The following is a 23,016-nucleotide window of genomic DNA, read 5'->3' on the forward strand; positions in this document are numbered from 1 at the left end:
TTTACATTTAAGCACAATTAAAAGTAAAATGAAAAAACAGCTATCATTCCTAATGGTTTCCCTAAGTTGGATCTTATGGTTTATAGCTGTTTTTGCATTTCCTCTCACTACCAAATCAGCCGACAGTGGCTACTCTCTGGATTCAGTTTCGAGTTCAAGACAACTCACTAAAATCCAGTTTAATTCTACTGCGGAGCTTTTAGAGGTTCCAGAATTCAAAGTCGATTGGAGCTTGACTGCAAAGCTGAATTCGGACTTCAATTTTGAACAAATCAGTCCATACAAGGCTTATTTATCACCTTCATTTTTCAAAAAATCCTCTCCACTTTTCGACGTTAAAGACACCTTTATCCACTTTTTCTACACCTGGTAAAATCGAATAGAATCCCACTCTGCGATACAAAATCGCATAAAATTCTCTTCATTTTAACCACATTCCTATGATCTCAATAGATCCAGTCACACTTGCTGTGACTTCATTTGCTATGGTGGCTACGGCTTCACCATTCGTGTACTACAGTTATAAACTCAAGAAATTAACTACAGCTAATCTTGCCTCATTCGAAGAATTTTCGACCTCCAATAATGCTGTCCCAACTCAGCATGAGCGGTGGAGAAATCATTACCATTTGGGTTTGGATTGCCAAAGTAAAAAGTTGGTTTATCATAGATTTGGCAGTTATCCCGAGCAGAGTATCATTGATCTCAATGAGGTAAATAAGGTAAGCATTCAGGAAAAAAGCCATATGATTCATGTTGGAAAAGAGAAGCGACATATCTTAGAATACCTGGCTTTGCAATTTCACTTCAAAGATTCAAGTCATTCACCCAAAACAGTAGAAATCTACGATGGCGAACTCTTTTCTGACCTAGCCGGTGAGCGCAGTATCGCTGAAAAATGGCAAAGAATTCTTGAAAAAAATCTAAAGAGCCCCATCTAAAGCACTCGCATAGCCCAGTTGCTAAAGTAAAACTTGCTTGAATTACTCTCTTTCAAAAGACCCGGTCAGGTGACTGGGTTTTTTAAATTTTATACCTCCTTAGTACTAGATTAAAATTGATAATTTGTAACATTATATCTTTTCAAACCAACAAACGCCATGTCAGACTCGCCGATTCATAAAGAATACTCCAATGGGGAAGTAACCATCACCTGGGAACCGCATAAATGCATTCATTCCAAAAATTGCATTTCAGGATTACCGGCTGTTTTTGACTTCGAAAAAAGGCCTTGGGTAAATGCCGAAGGAGCCAGCACCGAAGCCATAGTGAAGCAAATAGATACTTGTCCGAGTGGAGCTTTGGGATATTATTTTGCGGAGCAAAAAGAAAAAAGCACAGGAGATGTAATGTCCGAGCAACTAGTAGAAGTAGTTCCAAACGGCCCATTGATGGTTTACGGAAATCTCCAAGTAAAGCTTCCCAATGGTCATATCAAAAACCAGAGTAAGGTTTCGGCCTTTTGCAGATGTGGATCCAGCCAAAACAAACCTTTCTGTGACGGTTCGCATAAGAAAATAAACTTTCAAGGATAAAGGCAAAACAGATGCGTAAAGTACTCGTCCTTTTTGCCCATCCCAAGTTTGAGCATTCTGAGGCAAATCAGGCTTTGATACAGGCTGTCGATGGATTGGAAAATGTAGAGATCAGAGATCTGTATGAGCTCTATCCTGATTTCAATATTTCTATCCAGGCTGAGCAGGAAGCACTTTTTGAAGCCCAAGTGGTAGTCTGGCATCACCCGGTCTATTGGTACTCATGCCCTCCGCTTATGAAGCAATGGATAGATTTGGTCTTGGAATTTGGCTGGGCATACGGTCCGGGGGGTATTTATTTGAAGGGAAAATACATTCTCAATGCCATTACTACCGGAGGCTCCCAAGAAGCCTACCAACATGAGGGTAGAAATAAGTATCGCATCGAAGAATTTCTAAGGCCTTTTGAACAGACTGCCAGGCTTTGTCATATGAATTATCTGGCTCCTTTTCAAGTCGCTGGAACTCATAAAATTTCTGCTTCCGAATTAGCTCTAAAAGCAAATGAATATAAGGAACTGTTGCTCAGTCTTAGAGATGAAGGTGATCTTAACTCCTACCAAAACCGCTAAATTTTAAGCTTATGAATGGATTTTTAGCAAACGCGATCATATACATTTTAGCTGCGATCATTTGTGTTCCGGTGGCCAAAAAACTAGGAATGGGCTCTGTCTTGGGCTATTTATTTGCTGGAATTCTCATCGGCCCCTACTTGCTTGGCTTTATCACCAATGAAGGCCAGGGGCAGGATATCATGCATGCGACCGAGTTTGGCGTGGTGATGATGCTGTTTTTGATAGGATTGGAACTTGAGCCAAAAAACCTCTGGAAAATGCGAAAGCTGATTCTACAAGTAGGATTGAGTCAGGTTTTGATTACAGCTGCATTGGTATTTGGCATTGGGTTATTACTAGATGTGCAGTGGCAAATCTCCCTAGCCATTGGACTTTCTATGGCGCTTTCTTCTACAGCCATTGTCTTACAGTCTCTAAAGGAGAAAAATCAGATGAACGGCCCAACGGGAAAACTTTCTTTTGGAGTTTTGCTGATGCAGGATATTGCCGTGATCCCAATTCTGGCGCTATTGCCTTTATTGATTTTCGGTGAAGCTTCACAAGTGGCAACAGATACTTCAGGCATGCACGGCCTTATTGACAACTTACCTGGATGGGTTCAGACATTATCAATCTTTGCCGCAATAGGAATAGTTGTTCTTCTCGGACAATTCGGATTTGGACCGCTATTGAATTGGGTGGCTAAGACCAGACTCAGGGAATTGTTCACAGCTTCTGCTTTACTTATCGTAGTGGGAATATCTTTTTTGATGGAATTAGTAGGTCTCAGTCCAGCTTTGGGTGCTTTTTTGGCGGGAGTCATTCTAGCCAACTCTCCTTATCGGCATGCACTGGAGTCAGATTTGGAGCCTTTTAAGGGACTACTTCTAGGTTTATTTTTTATGGCTGTGGGATCGACGATTAATTTCAGCCTAATCTTCAACAATGCTTCCACTATAGTTTCTCTCACGCTAGGCGTCATTGTATTGAAAACCATCATTTTGCTTGTGATTGGTAAAACGAAGAAGCTTAGCCTCGGAAGTAATCTCAGCTTTGCCATCGGGCTTTCCCAGGTTGGTGAATTTTCCTTTGTCACCTACGCCTTTGCACTTCAACTGGGTATTTTTGATCAATCGATTTCTGATACACTCATGGCCGTGACTGCTTTGAGTATGACTATCACTCCCATCCTATTGGTGATTCTGGATAAAGCTGTCATTCCTGCCATTAACAAATCCCATTCAATCAGTGAAAAAGAGATGGATAGCATTGATGAGCACAACAAGGTTATTTTGATCGGCTTTGGACACTTTGGCTCTACGCTGGGCCGTTTTCTTAGGGCAAATGGCGTGGAAGCTACGATTTTAGATGCAGACCCTGATCGCGTAGAGTTTTTGAGGAAAATGGGTTTCAAAGTATATTTTGGAGATGGAACCCGCGCAGAGCTGCTTCATTCGGCAGGTGCCGAAGAGGCTTCTATTTTAATCTCAGCATTGGACAACACAGAATATAGTCTCAAGCTAGTGGAACTTTGCAAGGAGGAATTCCCGCATCTGGAAGTGATGATTCGGGCAAAAAACAGATACGACGCCTTCGAACTGATGGAAATGGGTGTGAAAAATATTTACAGAGAACACTTGGACACTTCTATTCGAATGGGAGAAGATGTGTTGAAAAAACTTGGGTTTAGAGCTCATACTGTGCACAGATTGGCAAAGCAATTCCGGGATTACGATGAAGATGCATTGAAGGTACTGATGAGTCTGAAGGACAATAAGGAAGCTTATGTATCCAAAATCCGACAGCAAATAGAGATGCAGGAAAGTCTGCTAAATGGAGAATTGATGCGAAAGTTTTCGGTGAACGATCATACCTGGGACAGCGATTCGATAAAGGAGGCAGAGAAAACTTCATAGGTTCAACTCTTCTATTTTTCTAATTGGAGATTCATTTCCAATCCACATACCTTATTTTTTTCGTAGGTGAAACAACATCTACCTGTCTATCAACTGCTTATTAGAAAAATTAACAACCCTATTTATTGTTAAATAGCTAGTTTGAAGTAGCGAATTTTCAATTAAACACGTTATTTCAATCCATGGGAACCAATCAATCCCTTTTCTCATTTTCTCTGAGATTAAAATACTAAAAAGGAATACTAAAATTTTCTGAACCATATAAACTACTGCTATGAACCAACACTTTACACTACTAAAAAAAGCCATTGAAGTATTTCACTCCTATGGCATCACACTGATCGGACAGCAAAAAAATGCTGATTTTATTCAGCAATTAAACATGGATCCAGTGTTTATCAATGGATTGATTTTCGAGCTGGAATACCAGCTTCATGTCATTTTCCAAGAGGAGAAATTAGGCGCGGTTCATACACCAAAGGATCTGATTGCTCTGCTCTTCAATATTCCTCAAGAGAATTAACCACGAATAGGAAAGCTAAACCAACTAGAAAGGGCTGAAATAAAAATGTATTTCAGCCCTTTTCTCATCTATAAACTATTCTACTTTCTTATATGGAGGATTTTCCAAACAATCATCAGTCGAGAGGCATATAAAGGCTAAGGTCGAGAAATCATCTTCAATTATAAATTCCGAAACTCCGCTCACCTCTGCGGGGACAAGTTGATCTTTGGTTCCAAAAGGAAAATCTGTAGAGCTGGTAATCAAATACGTATCAAATTCCATAATCAATTTAAGTTTGGAAGTACTAATTTCTTCTACAAAGTAGCTTCCATATACTTCTCTTAAATACCCAATTGTATCCTCAGACCCTAATTCCCTGACTATTGAAGTTCCGAAAACGGAGCCATCCTCCTTTATTTCAAAACTATCTAAAAAGCTAAACCCTCCACTATCTTTCACTCGTGACCAGGAACCGGCGAGAAGTCTTTCTGGAGTAATTTCTTCACTATCCTTGCATCCGATTAGAGTGACAAATACACAAATCAGCAATAATTGTTTTTTCATAATTCTGGGTTTTGCATTTGAGTTTAAGTTCAAAGTACCCTCTCATAAATAATTCCTAATGAACTGGAATATAAAGGCATAATGGTATGCAATTCGGAATTATTATTTCTGAGTTGAAATTCTCTGGATTGGTTGACTATTTCCATCAAAGTAAGCTGGTCTTTATCCGAATACATTTCCCCACTTACTTGATTGGTGTAATGCTCCGTGATTAGTACAGTAATTTTGTTTTGGCCCACTTGATAGTTTCCATCGTAATATTCAATAAAACCTAAAATATCTTTGGTCTCAAGATCCCTGAAGTAAGACTCATAATGAACCTTTCCATCAATTTGGAAATCAATTGAATAAACGACTTCATAGGGAGGATCGAAATTTAAATCTTGGAATGCTTTCTCCCAGTGATATTGTGTCAAGACTTCAGGGTTAACCTCTTCATCTTCTTTGCAACTAATGAGCACAAAAACAATAATAACGAGTGGTAATAGCTTAAAATTCATAGGTATAATTTTATAGGTTTATAAAAAGTTAAAATTTCGTAAAAGATATTCACAATCTCAACCTATACGTAAATCGGCATCGAAATGATACAAGCAATGCTAAATTTTGCTGGCATACTACCGCAGTCGAAAGTACCTTGCACTCACAAACGCAACACTAAAAAATGGAAAAGAAAACTTTACCAGGAAGTATCAGGAAAAACATACAAATAGATAGCGAAGTCACCATTGTACAGAAACACCATCAGCAATCTGGCGAACTCACAGAAGGCTTTGTGAAGAAAATTCTCACCTCCTCTCCTACTCATCCACATGGCATCAAAGTGATGCTGGACACCGGGGAAGTTGGACGGGTAAAGGAGGTCTTTGTAGAAGACTAACTAGACGGTTGGACGATGTTTCTTTTTTAATCCATTTAAGAAATTCCTGAGAATCTGGTCTTTGCAAGGTCTGTATTGCGATTGACTAGGCTTTCTGAAAAAGGCACTCAACTCGTGCGGACTTATATGCATACCTACAGAAGAAAGAATTTCCAGCACATCATCTTCTTTCAGATTCAATGCAATTCGAAGTTTCCTGAAAATGATATTGTTATTTAAAGACTTTTCGGGCTTTGGATCCTCACCTTCCTTTTTTCCTCTTTTTGTTATGATAAAACCATTCAAAAAAGCTGCGAGATCTTTGTCAATAATAGCCTGAAAATGCTCCTCGTCATCATTTTTCAAAAAATTTGCTACTTCCTCCCGTTTTAGATCTAATCCTCCATCTTTAAAAATTTCGACCATTTCAGGGTCTTTGAAGTTGAAAATATAGCGTATCGTCCGTAAAATATCTGAATTTGTCATGAATGCTCTTTGAGTGTGTAGTTCAAAGGTAAGGATGAATTAGGAATTGCTGGATGGAAATAAGCAATCAAACGTTTTTCATGATTTCAGACAGATGAAAAAGCGTGCCGGTGAAATTAGCTCACAGTTGTCCTGCTTATGAAAAGAACATAACCGCATTATGAGAATACCGCTCGTGTGAAATGAGCTTTGACCCTGGTTCAAGAATATTAACTTGCCTGGCGTAAGACAGGTCTGAAGGCTTGTCCTACGCCAGGCGGGATTGATTTAAAACCCGGAAGTTGCATCAACCCTGCGGAGCAGCTTCAGCAAAACTTATCATCCAGTTAATTCCAAATCGGTCTGTGCACATACCGAAATAATCACCCCAGAAAGTACTTGCCATAGCCATTGTCTCTTTTCCATCAGCAGAAAGTTTAGCAAAATAGGCATCAGCTTTTTCCTTTGAATCTGTATTGATTGAAATGGAGAAGTTATTTCCTACGATAATAGGCGCTCCGTGTCCTCCCGTATCAGAACCCATCAAAACGCATTCCTTACTGATAGGCAAACTGATATGCATGATTTGGTTGCGAAACTCATCTCCAATAGGATAGGTTGGGTCAGCTGGCATGTCTGAAAATCTACCTACATGGGCGAATTCACCACCAAACACAGAGCGATAGAAGTTGAAGGCATTTTCACAGTTTCCTTCGAAGGTCAAATACGTGTTTAAAGTTGTCATAGTGCTTTAGGTTAGTATGGATAGGATTTATTTACAAGTTGTATTGAAAAGAAATTAGTGCATTTAATTTAGCAAAATCAACTGACTTCACCTTCACTCCTACACCTCCATCAGCTTCCATTTACCTTTTCTGAAAAAGAACAAGGATACCAATGAGTGAAAACTATGGCTAAAAGCAATCGAAATAAATATTCCCAAATGAGCCAAACCAAGTGGAAATGCAAGCACATAAGCCAGCGGAATTTCGATAAACCACAGCACCCCGATATTGATCCATGCGGGAGTTTTAGTATCTCCTGCCCCATTAAATGCCTGCGTCAACACCATGCCTACGGCAAAGAAAACATAGCCTAACACCACTACCCAAAGACCTTGCGCAGCTACTTGCTGTACCTCTGGAATGTCCGTAAAGAAACCCGCTAATTGTTGGTTGAAAAGCAAATAGATGCCAGTTACCGAAGCCATGAAAATGACGGTATATCTTGTCGTCATCCATACCGCTGTCTCTGCACGATCAGGTTGCTTGGCACCTAAATTTTGCCCTACCAAAGTAGATGCAGCACCAGATAAACCCCAGGCTGGTAAAAGAGTGAAAATCAATATCCTAAACGCGATAGTAAATCCTGCCAATGAAGCTGAACCAAACTCAGCGTTCATACGCGTAAGAGCAATCCAAGAAACTGAATCGATTAGAAACTGCCCCATTCCACCCACTGCGATTTCCATAATTTTCTTGATAATTTCCCAGGAAACAACAATGTTTTCCTTTAGGATTTTCAGCTTGTGCTTACCGTTGAAAAGATGGTAAAGCTGATATACCACACCTACTCCTCTTCCAAACGTAGTGGCTATTGCAGCTCCTTCCAGACCAAATCCTTCAATATTCCCAACTCCAAAAATCAGGATTGGGTCCAGAATTATATTTAACCCATTGGCTATCCAAAGTGAGCGCATCGCATGATGTGCCTGTCCTGCTCCCCGAAATGCACCATTCAATAAAAACAACAGCATAATGGCGGTATTACCGGCGAAAATGATTCGCGTGTAGTTCACTCCGGTATCTATGACAGTTTGCTCAGCTCCCATCAAGCCCAGGATATCCGGTGCGAAGATCCACCCTAGAATTCCCAAAACGATTGATATCGCACCACCCACAATCAGTAATTGAAAAGCAGCTGCTCCGGCTTCCTTGAATTCTTTTTCCCCAAATCTCCTCGAGATCAGAGCTGTAGCAGCCATACTTATCCCAAATCCCATGGCATAAACCAGAACAACAACCGACTCGGTCAAGCCAACCGTAGCGATGGCATGCTCACCTAATTTGGCTACAAAAAAGATATCCACCACAGCAAACGCTGATTCCATCATCATCTCTAATATCATGGGAATCGCAAGTACGAAAATGGCTGTTTTGAGGGAAAGACTTGTAAAATCCTGCTCTTTGCCTTGCAAGGCGTCTTTAATTAATTGCCAAGTCATTGGGGGTTTGGAAAAATTTTGAATGGCGAAAGAAAAGAAATTTTCTGAGGATCAGAAAGCAGGCTGAGTTAATATACAGTTACTAATCGCATATCAGACATATTTTGTCGCTTTTAGCCTTCTCATTAAAGCTTCCCTATTTCATTTACTGCAATCTCTTCACCAAGCAATAGCCATATTTTAAAGCTGGTCTCGACAAGCACGACCACCGCTGCTCTTTAGAAACAGGAGGGAGGAAAGGGAATTTAGGCCATGGCCTAAATTCCCTTTCCTCCCTCCTCACCAAACCTAACCTGGTCACCGAGCTTGCCGAGGTGATTCAAACATTACCATCAAATTACTTTAATATTCTATCAATGAACCGATTTCCTATCCACAATCACATGAGCATTTGGATGGAGCCAAAGCAGAGAAGCCGGCAAATCTGTCCTGATTTTCCCTTCTAAAAGTAAATCCAATGCCTGCTTTTTGCCATTGCCAGTGATAAAGAGTATGACCATTTTCGAAGACATAATATTCCCCACGCCCATAGTCATACCTTGAGTTAAGGGAATTCCAACCTTCTCGATCATTCCGCTAGCTAAAGTCACTGGATGCAAATTTGCTACATGGCAATCCGGTTGAAGAAATTCCGAAGGTTCATTTAAAGCAATATGTCCATTGATCCCAATACCGAGAATACAAATATCTATGCCAGCAAATTCAACGATTTTATCCTGAATTCTATCGCATTCTGACTCTGGATCATCGGTTTCCACGTCAAATGAAATGTAACGATCATCCTTTATCTCCAATTTTTTAACCAGCTTCTCTTGAATATCATACTCTGAAGTGAATGTAGAATCCTTGCTCAATCCCACCCATTCATCGAGCTTGATCACATTCATCCATTCAAAAAAGCCAGGAGTATCTAGGTGTTTTTCCACCATCAATTCATACAATCCTGCCGGAGAATTCCCACTGGCTGCGCAAAAAAGCAAATCTGGATTGATCTCAACCTCTGCATGAACGAGCTCTGCCCCTAGCTGAGACATTTCTTCGTAGTTTTTGCAATTGTGTAGTTTCATGGCCTAAGTTATCTGTAAAAATGAATGTGAATTATGATTCTATCAAGCTGATTTTCAATTGATTTACTCCTTACTTTTCAACATACTACCCTATCCCCGTTCCCAGCCAATCGCCCCGATGTCTGATCGTTCTTATTTTCCAATGGCCAGTTTTGTAATAAATAAAGGCTACCAATGCTGCTATAAAATTGGAAATCGGGAATGCCCACCAAATTCCCTCGAAAGCCAGCGTAGTTTTCTGAGAAAGTACAAATGCTGTTGGAAATCGTACGATCCATAAACTAAAGATGGAAATCAATAAAGAAGCTTGGGTAAACCTAGCACCGTTAAATAGACCATTTAAAACCTGATTAACTCCCAAAAGCCCAAAACTAGGTGCCATAATTCTAATAAAAGTTGCTCCGTCTTTGATCACTTCCGGATCATTTGGGACGAAGAAAGCCGTCAATGTCTCCGCAAAAACAAATAACAAAAGTCCTATTCCAGTCAGCCCAAAGAAGGCAACTTTCACACTTAGATTACCAATACTTTCAGCTCTTTTTATTTTAGAAGCACCAATATTCTGACCTACCATGGTTGTGGTGGCCATCGCTAGTCCTTGCGCAGGCACAATTACTAAACTCAAAATTCTTGCCCCTATCCCATAAGCAGCTACCACTCCGCTTCCAAAACTCGTAACCAACATAACTAAAACCGTCAAAACCGCAGAGCGTGAGGATTGCTCTAAACTGGCTGGAATACCCAATTCAAACATTCGCCTGATCCACTGGAAGTCTGGTTTCATATCCGCAAGACGGATTTTGATGCCTTTTTTACCTCTAAACAAAATCACAATTCCGACCAGAGCTGATAAGCCTTGCGTGATAATACTTGCCACAGCTGCACCAGCCACACCATAGCCTTCGATGGAACCAAAACCAAAAATGAAAAGTGGATCTAAGACCAGATTTAATAATACCGTCCCAAGCACGATATACATGGGCATCAGCACATTTCCAATGCCTCGCATCAGCGATTGGAAAGTGAAAAACATAAAGAGAAAAACAAATCCAAAGGATGAAACCTGGAAATACTTGACCGAATCATCCAGCGTTTCTGGCCCAGCACCCACCAAATTCATCAAAGGAGATGCGCCAACATAGCCTAAAACGGCCAGCATTGCCGACACAAAAAAGATAACAACCACCGTCTGAGAAGCACTGAAATCTATCATTCGCTGATCATCGGCGCCTTTGTATTGGGAAACGATAACTGTACCCGCCAAAGTAAGCCCAGCCCCAAGAGATAAAACCAAAAACAAAATCGGAAAACTGATACTCACTGCTGCTACAGCATTTGCCCCAAGTCTTCCTAACCAAAAAGTATCGATTAACTGATAAGCAGTCTGGAGAATATTAGCCATGATGATCGGCCAAGCCAAGGAAAAAAGGCTCCTGATTAAACTCCCTTGTGACAAATCTGACTTTTTACTCATTCATCTAAAATCTAGCTTTTCACTTGATATCCTAAGATGCTAGTAATATTCTGAAATCAGAAATTTGTGCTTCAAGAAGAAACCGCTTTGGTTAAATTTTTATTTGGGATCATCTTCACGCTATAATCAATCCTGCCGTCCCCGCCACAGTATGCTGGACTTGCGACTTGATACGATCTACTCGCTACTTATATCTAAAATCCTAGCTCTTATTCCTTTTCACTAAAATCTAGCACCTTGACTCAAGATTCTTGAATCTTGATTCTTATGTCTTGATTCTAGCATCTTATTACTTGATACTAAAGTCTTGCTACTCCCAAAACCTACTCTTCCCCAAAAATCTCCTTCACTACCCAGCCTTTTCCCCACTGCTCTTTTTCTTCCTCTGTCCATAGCTCAGGATAGAAAATAACCTTCTGGAAGCGCGGAGGCAGGTATTTCTGCCAGTTCGTTCCGCCAGTAGCAGCTATGTCAATCGGATCTCTTTGGAGAAAACGTACCGCAGATTTATAGTGCGCCAATGGCCAGAAAACATTAGCTTTCAGGTCAAACTGCTTCATCTCCTCGGTCAACTCATCAGATGGATCAGACAAATCTATGTACCGCTGCCAAAGATTCTTGCGTCTATAGGCATCGATAAGATCCATCAGTTTTTTGCTGTATTTGGCTTCAAAATTCTTCAGCGTGAGCGTTTTCTCACCTGTCGCCAATTCTACTGCTCCCTGCTGCCAATAGAGGTTTTCAAAAATCTCATCCGTCGGCGTATGGAAATCAGGATCTGTACGCTTATCCAAAGCAACTAAATTAAAAGCATCTGCTGCCATCAGTTCTATCTCTCGATATTGGGCACTCTGGAAACCACTTGCAGGTAGCAAAGACATTCGGAATTTGAGAAATTGTTCCTGTTCCATGCCTTTCCACATCATCGCAAAAGAGCCGATCAACTGATCAAAATACATATTGATCCGCCCCAATCTAGCTTTGAAAAATTCCTCCGTAATCGGCTGAAGTTCTGCAATCTGCTCCATCTCAGAAATAATCAGCTTGAAATATAGCTCCGTGATCTGATGATAGATAATAAATATCTTTTCGTCTTTAAATGAGGTCTTTGGCTGCTGCAGCGAAAGCAACACATCCAGATTGATATAGTCCCAATAGGCCAAGTAATCCGCATATTGCAACCCTTCCAGGTAAGAAAGCATATCCTGACCGGAAGCTTTGAATTTCTGCTGAAGCAGTTCAATTTTATCTAATATCTTGGGATCAAATTGGGATTCCTCCATGAGTACTTTTAGGATAAAAAGGTAGTATTTTCGTCAGCGATCTAGTTAATTAGGATCAGCTGGAGATTTTAAAATCCCGACAAAAGTCACAGATTCATTCTATAAAACCAAAAAAACCATGGAGTCAATTGAAATCCGAAAGTCATTAAAGCAAGATACCTTCGAAGGCGTTGATTTTTTAGACCTAGATGATTTACTCACAGATGAGCATAAATTGATCAGAACTTCCATCCGGGATTTTGTCAAAAAGGAGATATCTCCTTACATAGAAGATTGGGCCCAGAAAGCTCACTTCCCTACAGAAATCGTCAAGAAATTCGGTGATGTAGGAGCTTTTGGACCGCAGATTCCCGAGCAATACGGAGGCGGCGGCTTGGATTACATTTCCTATGGTTTGATCATGCAGGAGATTGAGCGAGGGGATTCGGGCATGCGTTCAACGGCATCTGTACAAGGTTCGCTGGTGATGTACCCTATCTATAAATTCGGATCCGAGGAACAGCGAAACAAATACCTACCAAAACTAGCTTCAGGAGAAATGCTGGGTTGCTTCGGATTGACCGAACCAGATCATGGTTCCAACCCATCCGGAATGGTGACCAACTTCAAAGATATGGGTGATCACTACTTGCTCAATGGTGCCAAAATGTGGATCTCCAATTCACCGGAAGCAGACATTGCGGTAGTCTGGGCAAAAAATGAAGAAGACCGAATTCATGGTTTGATCGTGGAGCGGGGAATGGAAGGATTCACTTCGCCGGAAACTCACGGCAAATGGTCGCTTCGGGCTTCCTGCACCGGAGAATTGGTATTCGATAATGTAAAGGTTCCTAAAGAAAATCTACTTCCTGGCAAATCAGGTTTGGGAGCGCCACTGATGTGCTTGGATTCTGCACGATTTGGCATCGCCTGGGGAGCAATCGGCGCTGCGATGGACTGTTATGAGTCTGCAAGAAAGTATGCTGCTGAGCGTATCCAATTCGGGAAACCAATCGCAGGTTTTCAATTGGTACAGAAAAAGCTCTCTGAAATGCTTACCGAAATCACGAAAGCCCAACTTCTAGCTTGGAAAGTAGGCAAGATGATGAATGCCGGAAAAGCCAAAACTGTCCATATCTCCATGGCAAAGCGAAACAATGTGGAAATGGCGCTTAACATCGCTCGGGAAGCAAGACAAATCCATGGTGGAATGGGCATCACAGGAGAATATCCGATTATGCGTCATATGATGAATTTGGAATCGGTAATCACTTACGAAGGAACCCATGATATTCACTTGTTGATTTTAGGTCAGGAGATAACTGGGATTCCTGCTTTTGTGTAGGGAATTTTACCGCGGAGGGAAACGCAGAGGGCGTAAGAATAAAAATTCATATCCATAATAGTGTCATCTATATTTCTAGGTAGATTAGTTTTTAGTATAACTTGAAAAATGAATGGACAAAGATTTTTCATTATCCCCTAAGCAGATTGAAAATCGGATTTTTTCTATCCGAGGAGTTCAGGTTATGCTAGATAGTCACTTAGCGGAGATTTATAATGTCACCACAGGAAGACTAAATGAGCAAGTAAAGAGAAATAGTGAGCGATTTCCTGAAGACTTTATGTTTCAGCTTACGCAAGTCGAATGGGACAATTTGTTAGTACAACTTGCTAAATCGAATCTAAGATCGCAAAATGCGATCTTAGAAAATGAAAGAGGCAAACATCGTAAATACCTTCCTTACGTTTTCACCGAACAAGGAGTAGCTGGATTGTCAGGAGTACTTAAAAGTGAAACTGCTACAAAAGTTCATGTGGCAATTATGCGAGCTTTCGTAGCAATGCGCAAACTGATTCAGGGAAACCAGTTAATTTACGACCGCTTGGATCGTCTAGAATTAAAGCAACTTGAAACCAATCAACAATTTGAACAGGTATTTAAAGCTTTAGAAAGTAAAGAATTGATCCCGAATCAAGGTGTTTTTTTTGATGGGCAAGTATTTGATGCGTATGAACTAGCATCAAAAATTATTCGATCTTCCAAGCAAAGTATACTATTGATAGACAACTACATCGATGAAAGTACGCTTACCCTTTTATCAAAGAAAAATGAAAATGTGGAAGTGCTTTTACTAACCAAAGTAATTAGCAAGCAACTGAGCTTGGATGTAGAAAAAGCCAATGCCCAATATGGCAAGTTCATAGTAAAGCCCTTCACAAACAGCCATGATCGTTTTCTAATAATTGACAAAACGGAGATTTACCATCTAGGGGCATCGCTAAAGGATTTAGGTAAAAAATGGTTCGCTTTTTCCAAGCTTGAAAAAGAAAGTGTAAGTAGCATGTTGAATAAGATATCATTGTTAATTTAAGCATATGATTGGTAGACAAAAATCATTAAAATTATTTCTCTCATGAAGCCAGACAAATCCATGGAGGAATGGGAATCACAGGAGAATATCCGATCATGCGCCATATGATGAACCTGGAATCAGTGATCACCTATGAAGGAACGCATGATATTCACTTGCTGATATTAGGTCAGGAGATTACTGGGATTCCTGCTTTTGTGTGAGGGATTTTTATCGGGAGGAGGGCACGGAGCGCTCAATTAGAGATTAATAATATATATAGGAAATAACCCCAATTGCGGAAATAGTACGTTACCATTTATTACTATGCATATCGTTAAGTTGAATATTACAGGTAAACAAGTTGGTTCGGAACAGTTCTTTGAATTCTCAGCTTATTACTTTTGATCACTATATCGGACTAATCAAATAATAAATCAAGAATGGCAGTATGAACCTATTGAAGATGGATTAAGTCTGAACCTTTTTTGTCCTGAAAAAGCTTCATATTCTGAAAAAAATTCTACCATCTATGGTAACAGATGGAAAAAAAGAATTGAAGAAGAGTTAGAATGTATATTTGAATTCAAATATATTGGATTAGACCCTGAATTTGGAAAAACTATCATTCCACAAAAGCTAGACTTTTTAATTCTCAAAGCAGCAAGGTTTTCCCCATTAATAGAAGGGGAATCAATGAGTCAAATTCCATTATATAAAATTCCTTACACCCATCATGATGGTCAATCTTATAATGATATAAACTTCTGGGAAGACAATTACCAGCAAATTGAGGGTCTTTGGTATAATAGTGTAGTAGGTGAACGATGGACTCAAAGTCAATTACAAAATCATGATAGTGATTTAAGTAAACAAGGGAGAGATTGTTGTAGAAAAATTGAGGAAGTTACTGGTGTGCCCACATACTATTTCCTTTTCAACTATAGGGCTTGGGGTCAAAAAAAAGATAAAGAAAGAAAATGCCCTAACTGTGGACAAAATTGGCTATCGCAAGATTTAACACTTAATGATCATTTTGCATTTAAGTGTGATGATTGCAGATTAGTGTCAGAACTTTCATCCAATAAATAGAAAAACAAAAAGGTAACAGGATGTATAACGCATTTTACAACAAACCTTAACTTCTCCCCACTAAAACACTATGCCCAAATCCAAAACCAAACAAACCCTCCGAATCCTCTTTATTCTTGCAAGTATAGGTTCGCTATATTTTGTTCCTTGGCCGTTGGTGAAAGCTTGGATCAGGCCCCTACCCGATACGGTTCAGGAACAGCTGGAAGAAGGTGTTGAACAGGGCTTTGATGGAATGATTGTTTACGTGGAGCAAGGCGGAAAGTCCCCAGAGTTTTATGCCGCAGGCTGGCACGATCGGGAAAAGAAAATCCCTGCCTATCCTCAGGCACTATTTAAGATTGCCAGTATCACTAAGCTTTATGTTGCTGTGGCTACCACTAAGCTTGTCAAGGAAGGACGCTTGTCTCTGGACAAAACGGTAGCTGAATACTTTCCGGAACTGGCAGGAAGGATTGAGAATTCGGATAGAATCACCTTGAGGATGATGGTGCAGCATAGATCAGGCATTCCCAACTTTGTAGATCATCCAGATTACTGGACTAATCCTCCCAAGAATAAGGAAGAGACTTTAGCTTATGGATTGGATTTACCCGCTGACTTTGAACCCGGTGAAAGCTATGGCTATTCGAATACGAATTATAGGCTGATCTCTGATCTCATTGACAAGACGGTTGGCTATCCTCATCAGCAATATATCCGGGAAGAGATTCTGACCCCACTTGGGCTGAAAAACACCTACACTTCCCTAACTGAAGTAAATATGGATGAGGTGATGAGCGGGTATTACGTGGGTGTTGACCAAGATTTCAAAACAGAAAACACAGGCTTAATGCTTGCCACTGCTGAAGATGTGGGGATTTTCCTTCGGGCGTTAAATGATGGCTCGGTATTCAAGGAAGGGGAACAGGAGATCTATACTGACATTTATGTGTACGAACACACCGGTTTACTTCCCGGCTACCAGAGCATCGCCAAGTACTTCCCAGACATAGATACGGTGGTCATTCAGTTTAATAACACCAGCAACTTTAATGGCTATGATTGGAGTTTGGCAGAAATTATCTACGGCCGTGTGGTGAAGATTGTGAGACGAAACAAGGAAGGGTGATTGCTCTAAAAATGAAAAATCTGCGTAGAATCAGCGTACTTTTCTGCGTAAATCTGCGGGAAACACTCATTCACTAATTCAATACCGTTAAGCAGATTCAGCAAAAAAATCAGGAAAAGACAAATTTTAAGTATTTTTGGTATATGAACATCAAAGACAAAGATCTAAACCATATCAAAAAGCTCTGTGAAAAATACAGGGTTCGGACATTTTCTGCATTTGGTTCAGTTAACCGCGATGATTTTAGTGATGATTCCGATATAGACTTTGTTGTGGATTTTGATGAAAGTGACCCATTCAAATACACCGATTTATATTTTGGGCTTAAAGAAAACCTTGAGAATTTATTAAAACGCCAGATTGACCTGGTTGAAGAGCGAGGAATAAAAAATAGATTTTTTAAAAAAGAGCTTAATGAAACAAAAGTTCTAATTTATGGACAATAAGGTAAGTGCTTGGCTTGAAGACATAAATAGATCTATTGACGAGATTTTTGAGTTTCTTCCAGAAAAAAGAGATTTTTTCGAATATCAATCTGACCTCAAAACAAAGAAAGCAGTAGAGAGAAATATCGAAATAATTGGAGAAGCAATTAATAGAATTTCAAAAAACAAGAGTAGTCAGTTTGAAATAAAAAACGCTCAAAAAATCATTGGAACAAGAAATAGGATCGCTCACGAATATGATAATATTTCCGACGAACTTATTTGGACTATTATTATCCGAGAGTTACCTAAGCTTAAAAAAGAAGTAATAAAATTAATGAAGTAATGATTCATCAAAAAAGCCTCACAAAATGATTTTGTAAGGCTTTTTAAATGATATTCGAATTCCTACTGCTTAATCAACCTCCCTACAAAAACTCGATTATCCTGGCTTTCGACCATAATCACATAAGTTCCTGCAGAAAGTCTAGCTATGGCAAGTGTGACAGCATTCGAACTTTGACGGATTACCTCCACACTAGAGCTGACGTCCTTACCGCTATTATCAAAAATCCTCATGGAATTCTCCGCAAACTCCAGATCTCCCATGGCTTGAATTTCCACTTGAGAAGAAGCTGGGTTAGGATAGATTTTCAATTCCTCAGAGATCAAGATTCCCGGATTGAAAATGCCAGAGATAGTCATCGTAACTGCAGCAAGTCGCGTGGAACATCCTGCCTCATTGGTCAATTCCACAGAGAATTCACCCATTTGATTTACTGTCAACATTCGCTGAGTATCTCCTTCTAGCTTATCTCCATTTCTAAACCATTGATAAGTGTAATTACCTTCTGGAGCTCTTAGGATATTTCCGTCCACAGCGATCTCTCCACTAGGTTTAGCCTCAGTTTTTACTTCGAATTTGGTAGTTTCCACCAAGCAACCACCAGCTAACCGAACTATGGCATGGTAACTTCCTCCCTCGGCTATTTCCAATGTTTTACCGGTTGCTCCAGTAATCTCAGTTCCGTTTCTTCTCCATCTTAGCACTTCGAATTCAGCTTCTGAAGTCAAAGTCAGTGTTTTATTATCTCCAGCGCAAATAGAAGCCGGACCAGTAATTTTCACGTCTGCAGTGGCAGTTTCTTTTACAGTAAAGTCAGCTGTTTCAACCAAGCATCCTCCTGCAGTTCTAACAATTGCCTGATAAGTCCCTGCACTTTCGATTTCTAAGGTTTTCCCTGTAGCGCCGGCAATCTCCGTTCCGTTCTTTCTCCACTTCACCACCTCAAATGCAGCTTCAGATTTTAGCTCCAATGTTTGCTTTGTACCAGCACAAATGGATTCTGAGCCAGTAATTGTCACTGGCTTTGCACTAGCTGTCTCCACTATAAAATCAGCTGTTTCAACCAAGCATCCACCTTCCGTTCTTACGATAGCCTGATAGGTTCCAGCACTCTCAATTTCCAATGTTTTTCCATTGGCTCCAGTAATCTCAGTTCCATTTTTCCTCCATTTCACGACTTCAAAGCCAGCTTCAGATTTTAGCTCTAATGTTTGCTTTGTACCAGCGCAAATGGATTCTGAACCGGTAATTGTGACTGGCTTTGCACTAGCTGTCTCGACTATAAAGTCAGCCGTTTCAACCAAACATCCTCCTGCAGTTCTAACAATTGCCTGATAAGTCCCTGCACTTTCGATTTCCAATGTTTTTCCTGTGGCTCCAGTTATCTCGGTTCCATTTTTTCTCCATTTCACTACTTCAAAACCTGCATCAGACTTAAGTGTCAGTGTTTGCTTAGATCCTTCACAAATCGATTCAGAGCCTGTAATCTTGACTGAGGTGGCATTTGCAGGATTTACGATGAATTTCTCTGTTTCAAAAAGACAGCCTCCCACATATCGAACGATAGCATGGTAACTTCCACTATCTTCGATCTCCAAAAATTTTCCGGTTGCACCACTTATATCAGTCCCATTCTTTCGCCAACTTACCACTTCGAAAGCTGCATCTGACTTTAATGTCAAGGTTTGCTTAGTTCCAGCGCAAATAGAATTAGAACCAGCGATGGTGACAGGGCTAGAAGTAATACCTTTAACCACAAGTACAGCGGATTTTTCAGTTACATTCCCCGCATTATCCACGGCTCTCAATTCTACCCTAATCTCTTTCCCTACATCCTCACAAGTGGCTTTTGTTTTGTTTAAGGTCACTTCCTTGACGCCACAATTATCAGTAATTAATTGAATAAAATCCTCCGGACTCAATTCTACTTGACCTTTGGTCAGATCAAGCTCAAGTACAAGATTTTTGGTTTCTAGAACTGGCGCTATTTTGTCTTGAACAACTACCTCAATCTTATCCTCCCAATTATTTCCCTTATCGTCTTTGATAAGGACAGTGACCTCTTGAGCGCCTAGATTTTCACAGGTAAAGTCAGACTTACTTAATGATACCGTGTATATAGAACTGATTGGCCAATTCGTGAAAACCTGCTCAGAGGTTAAGGTCGCTTTTCCTTCATTAGAAAGCCCCAGCTCTAACCTGTCTTTTACTTGAGGCCTTTCTTCGATAATCCTGAGAGGAATTTTTAAGCTCACCTCATCATTATATACTCTGCGTTCTATTTTCTGCAGGTTATAGTTTTGATCCATAACGGGGAAAACATAGACAGGAATAAAATTAATCAAAGCAAACTCCTGATCTCCTTCTACCTTTTTCTCCAAGTTCACTTCCAGGTGTCCGTAATGCTTTCCTCCATCAACCAAAACGGGGTTTGCACCAGAAGTATTCCATTGCTCCACAGAACTCTGATCAGCTGTCCATTTTCGATAAGGATTGTAATCAAGTGTATTAAATGGATTACCTAACCAATCTCTCTTTTCCCCTCTCATTCCATCACCAGCTACACCTACATCATAATATAAGATCCCTTTTCCATCTCCATCCTCATCCACAAAGCTTCGTTCGAATAATTCATCATGTCCAGAAAAGACCGCTATTACGCCATAATTTTCCAGCAATGGATTCAAGACCCGCAAAGGTGTTCCTACCTGTCCAACAGAAAGTTCATGATTCATCGGCACGCCATGCTCACCTGAGGAATAAGCAATGTGGTGATATTGAACAAAAATCAACTGTCCATTTTCTTTGGCATCTTTCAGATTTTCTTCCAGCCATAAATACTGATCGGATCCGGGTTCAAAACCACTTAAATCATTACCCCCGGCAGCATTGTATTGAGCAAGCGTGTAGTTTTCCTGGGTATCTGTACCGGGTAAAGTGTATTGCTTGCCAGTAAGTTTTGGTTGACCGTCAAAATCAGTGGCAGTCTGATCAGGCGTACCATTACTGGAATCCAGTGTCAAAATAGTCACAGGACCATAATCTACTCTGTAGTAGCTCTTTTTATGCTTCTGCAAAGGATCTTCTACGGGCGTTTCAAAATAAGTGTGGAAACGATTTCTCCCTACAACCGGAAGGAACTCCCCTCTTTCATTATTCCCGTATCCACCACTAATAGCTCCATAAGACTCCCAATTACCTAGGGCTGGAATAATTGCATAACTGGACAACCCCTTTCCCAAATCCCCAGCATTGTGCCTAAAAAACTCATCCCAAGCGGGCTGATAGCCTGCTCCCTGCACCAAATCTCCTGGCATGATGATAAAATCAGGATCGCGTTCATTGATGATTTTAAGGTTTTCTTTATAGCCAACTTCCTCAGTCAGCATATAATTTGGTAGCTCTATACCTTGTTCTACAGTACTACCAAACTTTTGTTTCCAAAGTTCTGGAACACTCGTAATTGGTCTAAAAAGTGGGTTTCCTGGATACCATGCTCTGTTGGTCACTCTTCCTCTTGGGTCAGTTTCGGAGTCAGCTAAAGCCATAAATCTAATCTTATCCCAACTAGACTTCGATACCGGCATGGTAAAGGATCCTGCATAGTCAACACCTCCGAGGCTCACTACATAATCTACAGCAACTCCAGCCGGCAAATCAATAGGCATTCTATAGCGAAAAACCTGATCACTTTTTATCCAGCTTCCTTGCTCTAATCCATCTATTGTTTGATTTTTTTCCTGTGAGGTATAGTAAATATTCGGTACGGACTCACCTGCCACTTCACCTTCATACAGTATTTCGCCAGATTCTCCTGTAAGCTTTATTGAGCTCGTTGCCAAAGAATTACTAAACCATGTCAGTTGCATCTTTCCCTGCCCATAAACCTGCAGGAATGGGTAAATTCTATACGGATTTACTTCTGCGACATTCAATGAAGTGAAAGCCAAGCATATCAACAACCCAATACTAAACAGTAAATGTTTTTTCATAATTAAACAGTTGAAGTAAATCAGACAAACCTAGAGGATAAATGCATGAATTACAGTCCCTAATCTACGAAATATCGGTCTCTATATGCTTGCAATCGTAAATGAAAAGTAATCAGACTATTCCACCCGACTTTTCAACAAAAACAACTGAACAGGATTCACTGGATCATTGCTGAAAACGTAGATATTTCGCTGATCTATTCCTTTCCTTCCCACCGGATCAAAAACCAATTTGAGTACCATTGATTCTCCCGGATCCAGGGTGGTCTTAGGCATTTCGAGCCTTAGACAATCACAATTTCCTTGAACCTTTTTGATTTCAAGAACTTGTCTGCCTTTATTGGTGAGCATCACCTCCTTTTGCTGAATTGAGGTTGATTTAATTGTTTTTAAGTCAATTTCCCTAGGTTCTATTACCAACTGAGGCACTTGATTCAAATCATCCTTAGAAAATGGCGCATAATACTCAAATACATCAGCTAAAACATTTAAGGCAATAAATCCAGTGCTATCTTTCCAAGTAAGGGAAACTTGATCCTCAAAATACCCCAAATCATTTTTCATCGCTCCATCATAAGCCACCTGAAGTAATCCACGGTCGTTTGGCATGATAGAATCTGTAAGCTGAGCCACTTGAATGTACTCCGGCCCTATAAATTGAAGGCTATCTTTGTAAAAAGGGGTATCTCCAAAATTATACACTTCCACCTCCTTTAATTTTGGCACATTGGTAAACACCTCTCCCACATTGATTTTCTCCAGTCTGAAACCCAAATCTCCTTTGCGGGTTCTATAGGTTCCTTCAGGATCACTTGCTCTTGGGATGGCATTTCCTTCTATATAAAGTGTATCCTGAACTCCCTGTAAATTTCCTTTCACCACTATCATTCTAGAGAAAAATCCAGCCCCGGAAGAGGGGTCAAATGAAACCTGTAAAGTCCCGCTTTCTCCTACCACCAAAGTATCCTGAGTGTATTCTACCGTAGTACAACCACAATCAGTCACTACTGTCTCAATATAAAAAAGAGAATCCTGCGTGTGGGTAAACTCAAACTCTGCCACTTGCGGTCCCTGCTCTTCCAAGACAGTACCCAAATCGACCTTATTCACCGCCCAGATTAATTTAGGTACGATAGTATCTTGAGCCTGTGTAAGTTGAGTGATAAAACAGAGTAAAAGAAGCGCAAAGAGGTTTTTTGGAATTCTAATCATACCCGCAATTAACGCATAATTTCAAACGTATTAAGGACTGTTTTACTTAATTTGCAGCA

Annotated in this window: 23 protein-coding genes and 1 pseudogene; 14 read left to right on the forward strand and 10 right to left on the reverse strand. The window is 40.3% G+C overall.

All coding sequences use genetic code 11. The annotated features are described in order from the left end of the window. Positions 1-28: 28 nt before the first annotated feature. The 6 genes from BM386_RS17930 (at position 29) to BM386_RS17960 (ending at position 4,528) form a co-directional block, all read left to right on the forward strand. Positions 29-373 (forward strand): hypothetical protein, encoded by a 345-nt coding sequence (locus tag BM386_RS17930; protein WP_091696798.1) that lies wholly within the window; start codon positions 29-31, stop codon positions 371-373. A gap of 67 nt (positions 374-440) precedes the next feature. Beyond that, positions 441-941 carry a hypothetical protein gene (locus BM386_RS17935; RefSeq protein ID WP_091696799.1) on the forward strand — a complete coding sequence of 167 codons (501 nt, stop codon included), beginning with the start codon at positions 441-443 and terminating at the stop codon, positions 939-941. Between the two features lie 159 nt (positions 942-1,100). Then, positions 1,101-1,535: a (4Fe-4S)-binding protein gene (locus BM386_RS17940; RefSeq protein WP_091696801.1), complete on the forward strand. Its 435-nt coding sequence runs from the start codon at positions 1,101-1,103 to the stop codon at positions 1,533-1,535. A gap of 11 nt (positions 1,536-1,546) precedes the next feature. Further along, the gene (kefF, locus tag BM386_RS17945) at positions 1,547-2,107 is read left to right on the forward strand and encodes a glutathione-regulated potassium-efflux system oxidoreductase KefF (RefSeq protein WP_091696802.1); all 561 of its coding nucleotides are present in this window, start codon (positions 1,547-1,549) and stop codon (positions 2,105-2,107) included. Between the two features lie 11 nt (positions 2,108-2,118). Beyond that, positions 2,119-4,005, forward strand: coding sequence for a monovalent cation:proton antiporter-2 (CPA2) family protein (locus BM386_RS17950; RefSeq protein WP_091696804.1), 1,887 nt, complete (start codon positions 2,119-2,121; stop codon positions 4,003-4,005). Positions 4,006-4,279: 274 nt separating this feature from the next. Beyond that, the gene (locus tag BM386_RS17960; protein WP_091696807.1) at positions 4,280-4,528 is read left to right on the forward strand and encodes an acyl carrier protein; all 249 of its coding nucleotides are present in this window, start codon (positions 4,280-4,282) and stop codon (positions 4,526-4,528) included. Positions 4,529-4,603: 75 nt separating this feature from the next. Here the strand turns inward: BM386_RS17960 and BM386_RS17965 are convergent, their stop codons facing one another. Next, on the reverse strand, positions 4,604-5,074 hold the full coding sequence (locus tag BM386_RS17965) for a hypothetical protein (protein ID WP_091696808.1): 471 nt from the start codon (positions 5,072-5,074) through the stop codon (positions 4,604-4,606). A 29-nt stretch (positions 5,075-5,103) separates the two neighbouring features. Continuing rightward, on the reverse strand, positions 5,104-5,574 hold the full coding sequence (locus BM386_RS17970) for a hypothetical protein (protein WP_091696810.1): 471 nt from the start codon (positions 5,572-5,574) through the stop codon (positions 5,104-5,106). Between the two features lie 164 nt (positions 5,575-5,738). Between BM386_RS17970 and BM386_RS17975 the strand changes: the two genes are divergently transcribed. Then, positions 5,739-5,954, forward strand: coding sequence for a YwbE family protein (locus BM386_RS17975; protein WP_091696812.1), 216 nt, complete (start codon positions 5,739-5,741; stop codon positions 5,952-5,954). On the opposite strand, the gene BM386_RS17980 is transcribed toward BM386_RS17975, so the two are convergent. The 6 genes from BM386_RS17980 to BM386_RS18005 all read right to left on the reverse strand — a co-directional run bounded on the left by BM386_RS17980 (position 5,955) and on the right by BM386_RS18005 (position 12,446). Continuing rightward, a complete protein-coding gene (locus BM386_RS17980; RefSeq protein ID WP_091696814.1) occupies positions 5,955-6,419 on the reverse strand; it encodes a YehS family protein in 465 nt (154 codons plus the stop codon). It lies immediately after the preceding gene. Positions 6,420-6,705: 286 nt separating this feature from the next. Next, positions 6,706-7,143 carry a VOC family protein gene (locus BM386_RS17985; RefSeq protein WP_091696816.1) on the reverse strand — a complete coding sequence of 146 codons (438 nt, stop codon included), beginning with the start codon at positions 7,141-7,143 and terminating at the stop codon, positions 6,706-6,708. Positions 7,144-7,242: 99 nt separating this feature from the next. Beyond that, complete coding sequence (locus tag BM386_RS17990; RefSeq protein WP_091696818.1) at positions 7,243-8,622, reverse strand: MATE family efflux transporter; 1,380 nt, start codon at positions 8,620-8,622, stop codon at positions 7,243-7,245. Positions 8,623-8,975: 353 nt separating this feature from the next. Then, positions 8,976-9,689, reverse strand: coding sequence for a 6-phosphogluconolactonase (locus BM386_RS17995; protein ID WP_091696819.1), 714 nt, complete (start codon positions 9,687-9,689; stop codon positions 8,976-8,978). 85 nt (positions 9,690-9,774) lie between these two features. After that, the gene (locus tag BM386_RS18000) at positions 9,775-11,163 is read right to left on the reverse strand and encodes an MATE family efflux transporter (protein WP_091696821.1); all 1,389 of its coding nucleotides are present in this window, start codon (positions 11,161-11,163) and stop codon (positions 9,775-9,777) included. A gap of 323 nt (positions 11,164-11,486) precedes the next feature. Beyond that, positions 11,487-12,446, reverse strand: coding sequence for a tryptophan 2,3-dioxygenase family protein (locus BM386_RS18005; RefSeq protein ID WP_091696823.1), 960 nt, complete (start codon positions 12,444-12,446; stop codon positions 11,487-11,489). Between the two features lie 118 nt (positions 12,447-12,564). Here BM386_RS18005 and BM386_RS18010 point away from each other — a divergent pair, with 118 nt between their 5' ends. The 7 genes and pseudogenes from BM386_RS18010 to BM386_RS18040 all read left to right on the forward strand — a co-directional run bounded on the left by BM386_RS18010 (position 12,565) and on the right by BM386_RS18040 (position 17,753). Next, the gene (locus BM386_RS18010) at positions 12,565-13,770 is read left to right on the forward strand and encodes an acyl-CoA dehydrogenase family protein (RefSeq protein WP_091696824.1); all 1,206 of its coding nucleotides are present in this window, start codon (positions 12,565-12,567) and stop codon (positions 13,768-13,770) included. Positions 13,771-13,882: 112 nt separating this feature from the next. After that, positions 13,883-14,800, forward strand: coding sequence for an ORF6N domain-containing protein (locus tag BM386_RS18015; protein WP_091696826.1), 918 nt, complete (start codon positions 13,883-13,885; stop codon positions 14,798-14,800). Positions 14,801-14,838: 38 nt separating this feature from the next. Beyond that, positions 14,839-15,003: pseudogene (locus tag BM386_RS18020) on the forward strand (acyl-CoA dehydrogenase family protein); the annotation flags it as partial. A gap of 205 nt (positions 15,004-15,208) precedes the next feature. Further along, the gene (locus tag BM386_RS18025) at positions 15,209-15,871 is read left to right on the forward strand and encodes a DUF2310 family Zn-ribbon-containing protein (RefSeq protein ID WP_091696828.1); all 663 of its coding nucleotides are present in this window, start codon (positions 15,209-15,211) and stop codon (positions 15,869-15,871) included. Positions 15,872-15,941: 70 nt separating this feature from the next. After that, entirely contained in the window at positions 15,942-16,982 is a 1,041-nt protein-coding gene (locus BM386_RS18030; protein ID WP_091696829.1) for a serine hydrolase domain-containing protein, read from the forward strand. Positions 16,983-17,125: 143 nt separating this feature from the next. Further along, positions 17,126-17,428 carry a nucleotidyltransferase domain-containing protein gene (locus BM386_RS18035; protein ID WP_091696831.1) on the forward strand — a complete coding sequence of 101 codons (303 nt, stop codon included), beginning with the start codon at positions 17,126-17,128 and terminating at the stop codon, positions 17,426-17,428. Further along, positions 17,418-17,753 carry a HepT-like ribonuclease domain-containing protein gene (locus BM386_RS18040; RefSeq protein WP_091696833.1) on the forward strand — a complete coding sequence of 112 codons (336 nt, stop codon included), beginning with the start codon at positions 17,418-17,420 and terminating at the stop codon, positions 17,751-17,753. Before BM386_RS18035 ends, BM386_RS18040 begins: the two co-directional genes overlap by 11 nt. Positions 17,754-17,815: 62 nt before the next feature. On the opposite strand, the gene BM386_RS18045 is transcribed toward BM386_RS18040, so the two are convergent. Both BM386_RS18045 and BM386_RS18050 read right to left on the reverse strand, forming a co-directional pair. Then, complete coding sequence (locus BM386_RS18045) at positions 17,816-21,745, reverse strand: T9SS type A sorting domain-containing protein (protein WP_091696835.1); 3,930 nt, start codon at positions 21,743-21,745, stop codon at positions 17,816-17,818. Between the two features lie 117 nt (positions 21,746-21,862). After that, positions 21,863-22,957, reverse strand: coding sequence for a DUF1573 domain-containing protein (locus BM386_RS18050; RefSeq protein ID WP_091696837.1), 1,095 nt, complete (start codon positions 22,955-22,957; stop codon positions 21,863-21,865). Positions 22,958-23,016 lie beyond the last annotated feature (59 nt).

The sequence above is a fragment of the Algoriphagus locisalis genome (assembly GCF_900116615.1).
GTDB lineage: Bacteria > Bacteroidota > Bacteroidia > Cytophagales > Cyclobacteriaceae > Algoriphagus > Algoriphagus locisalis.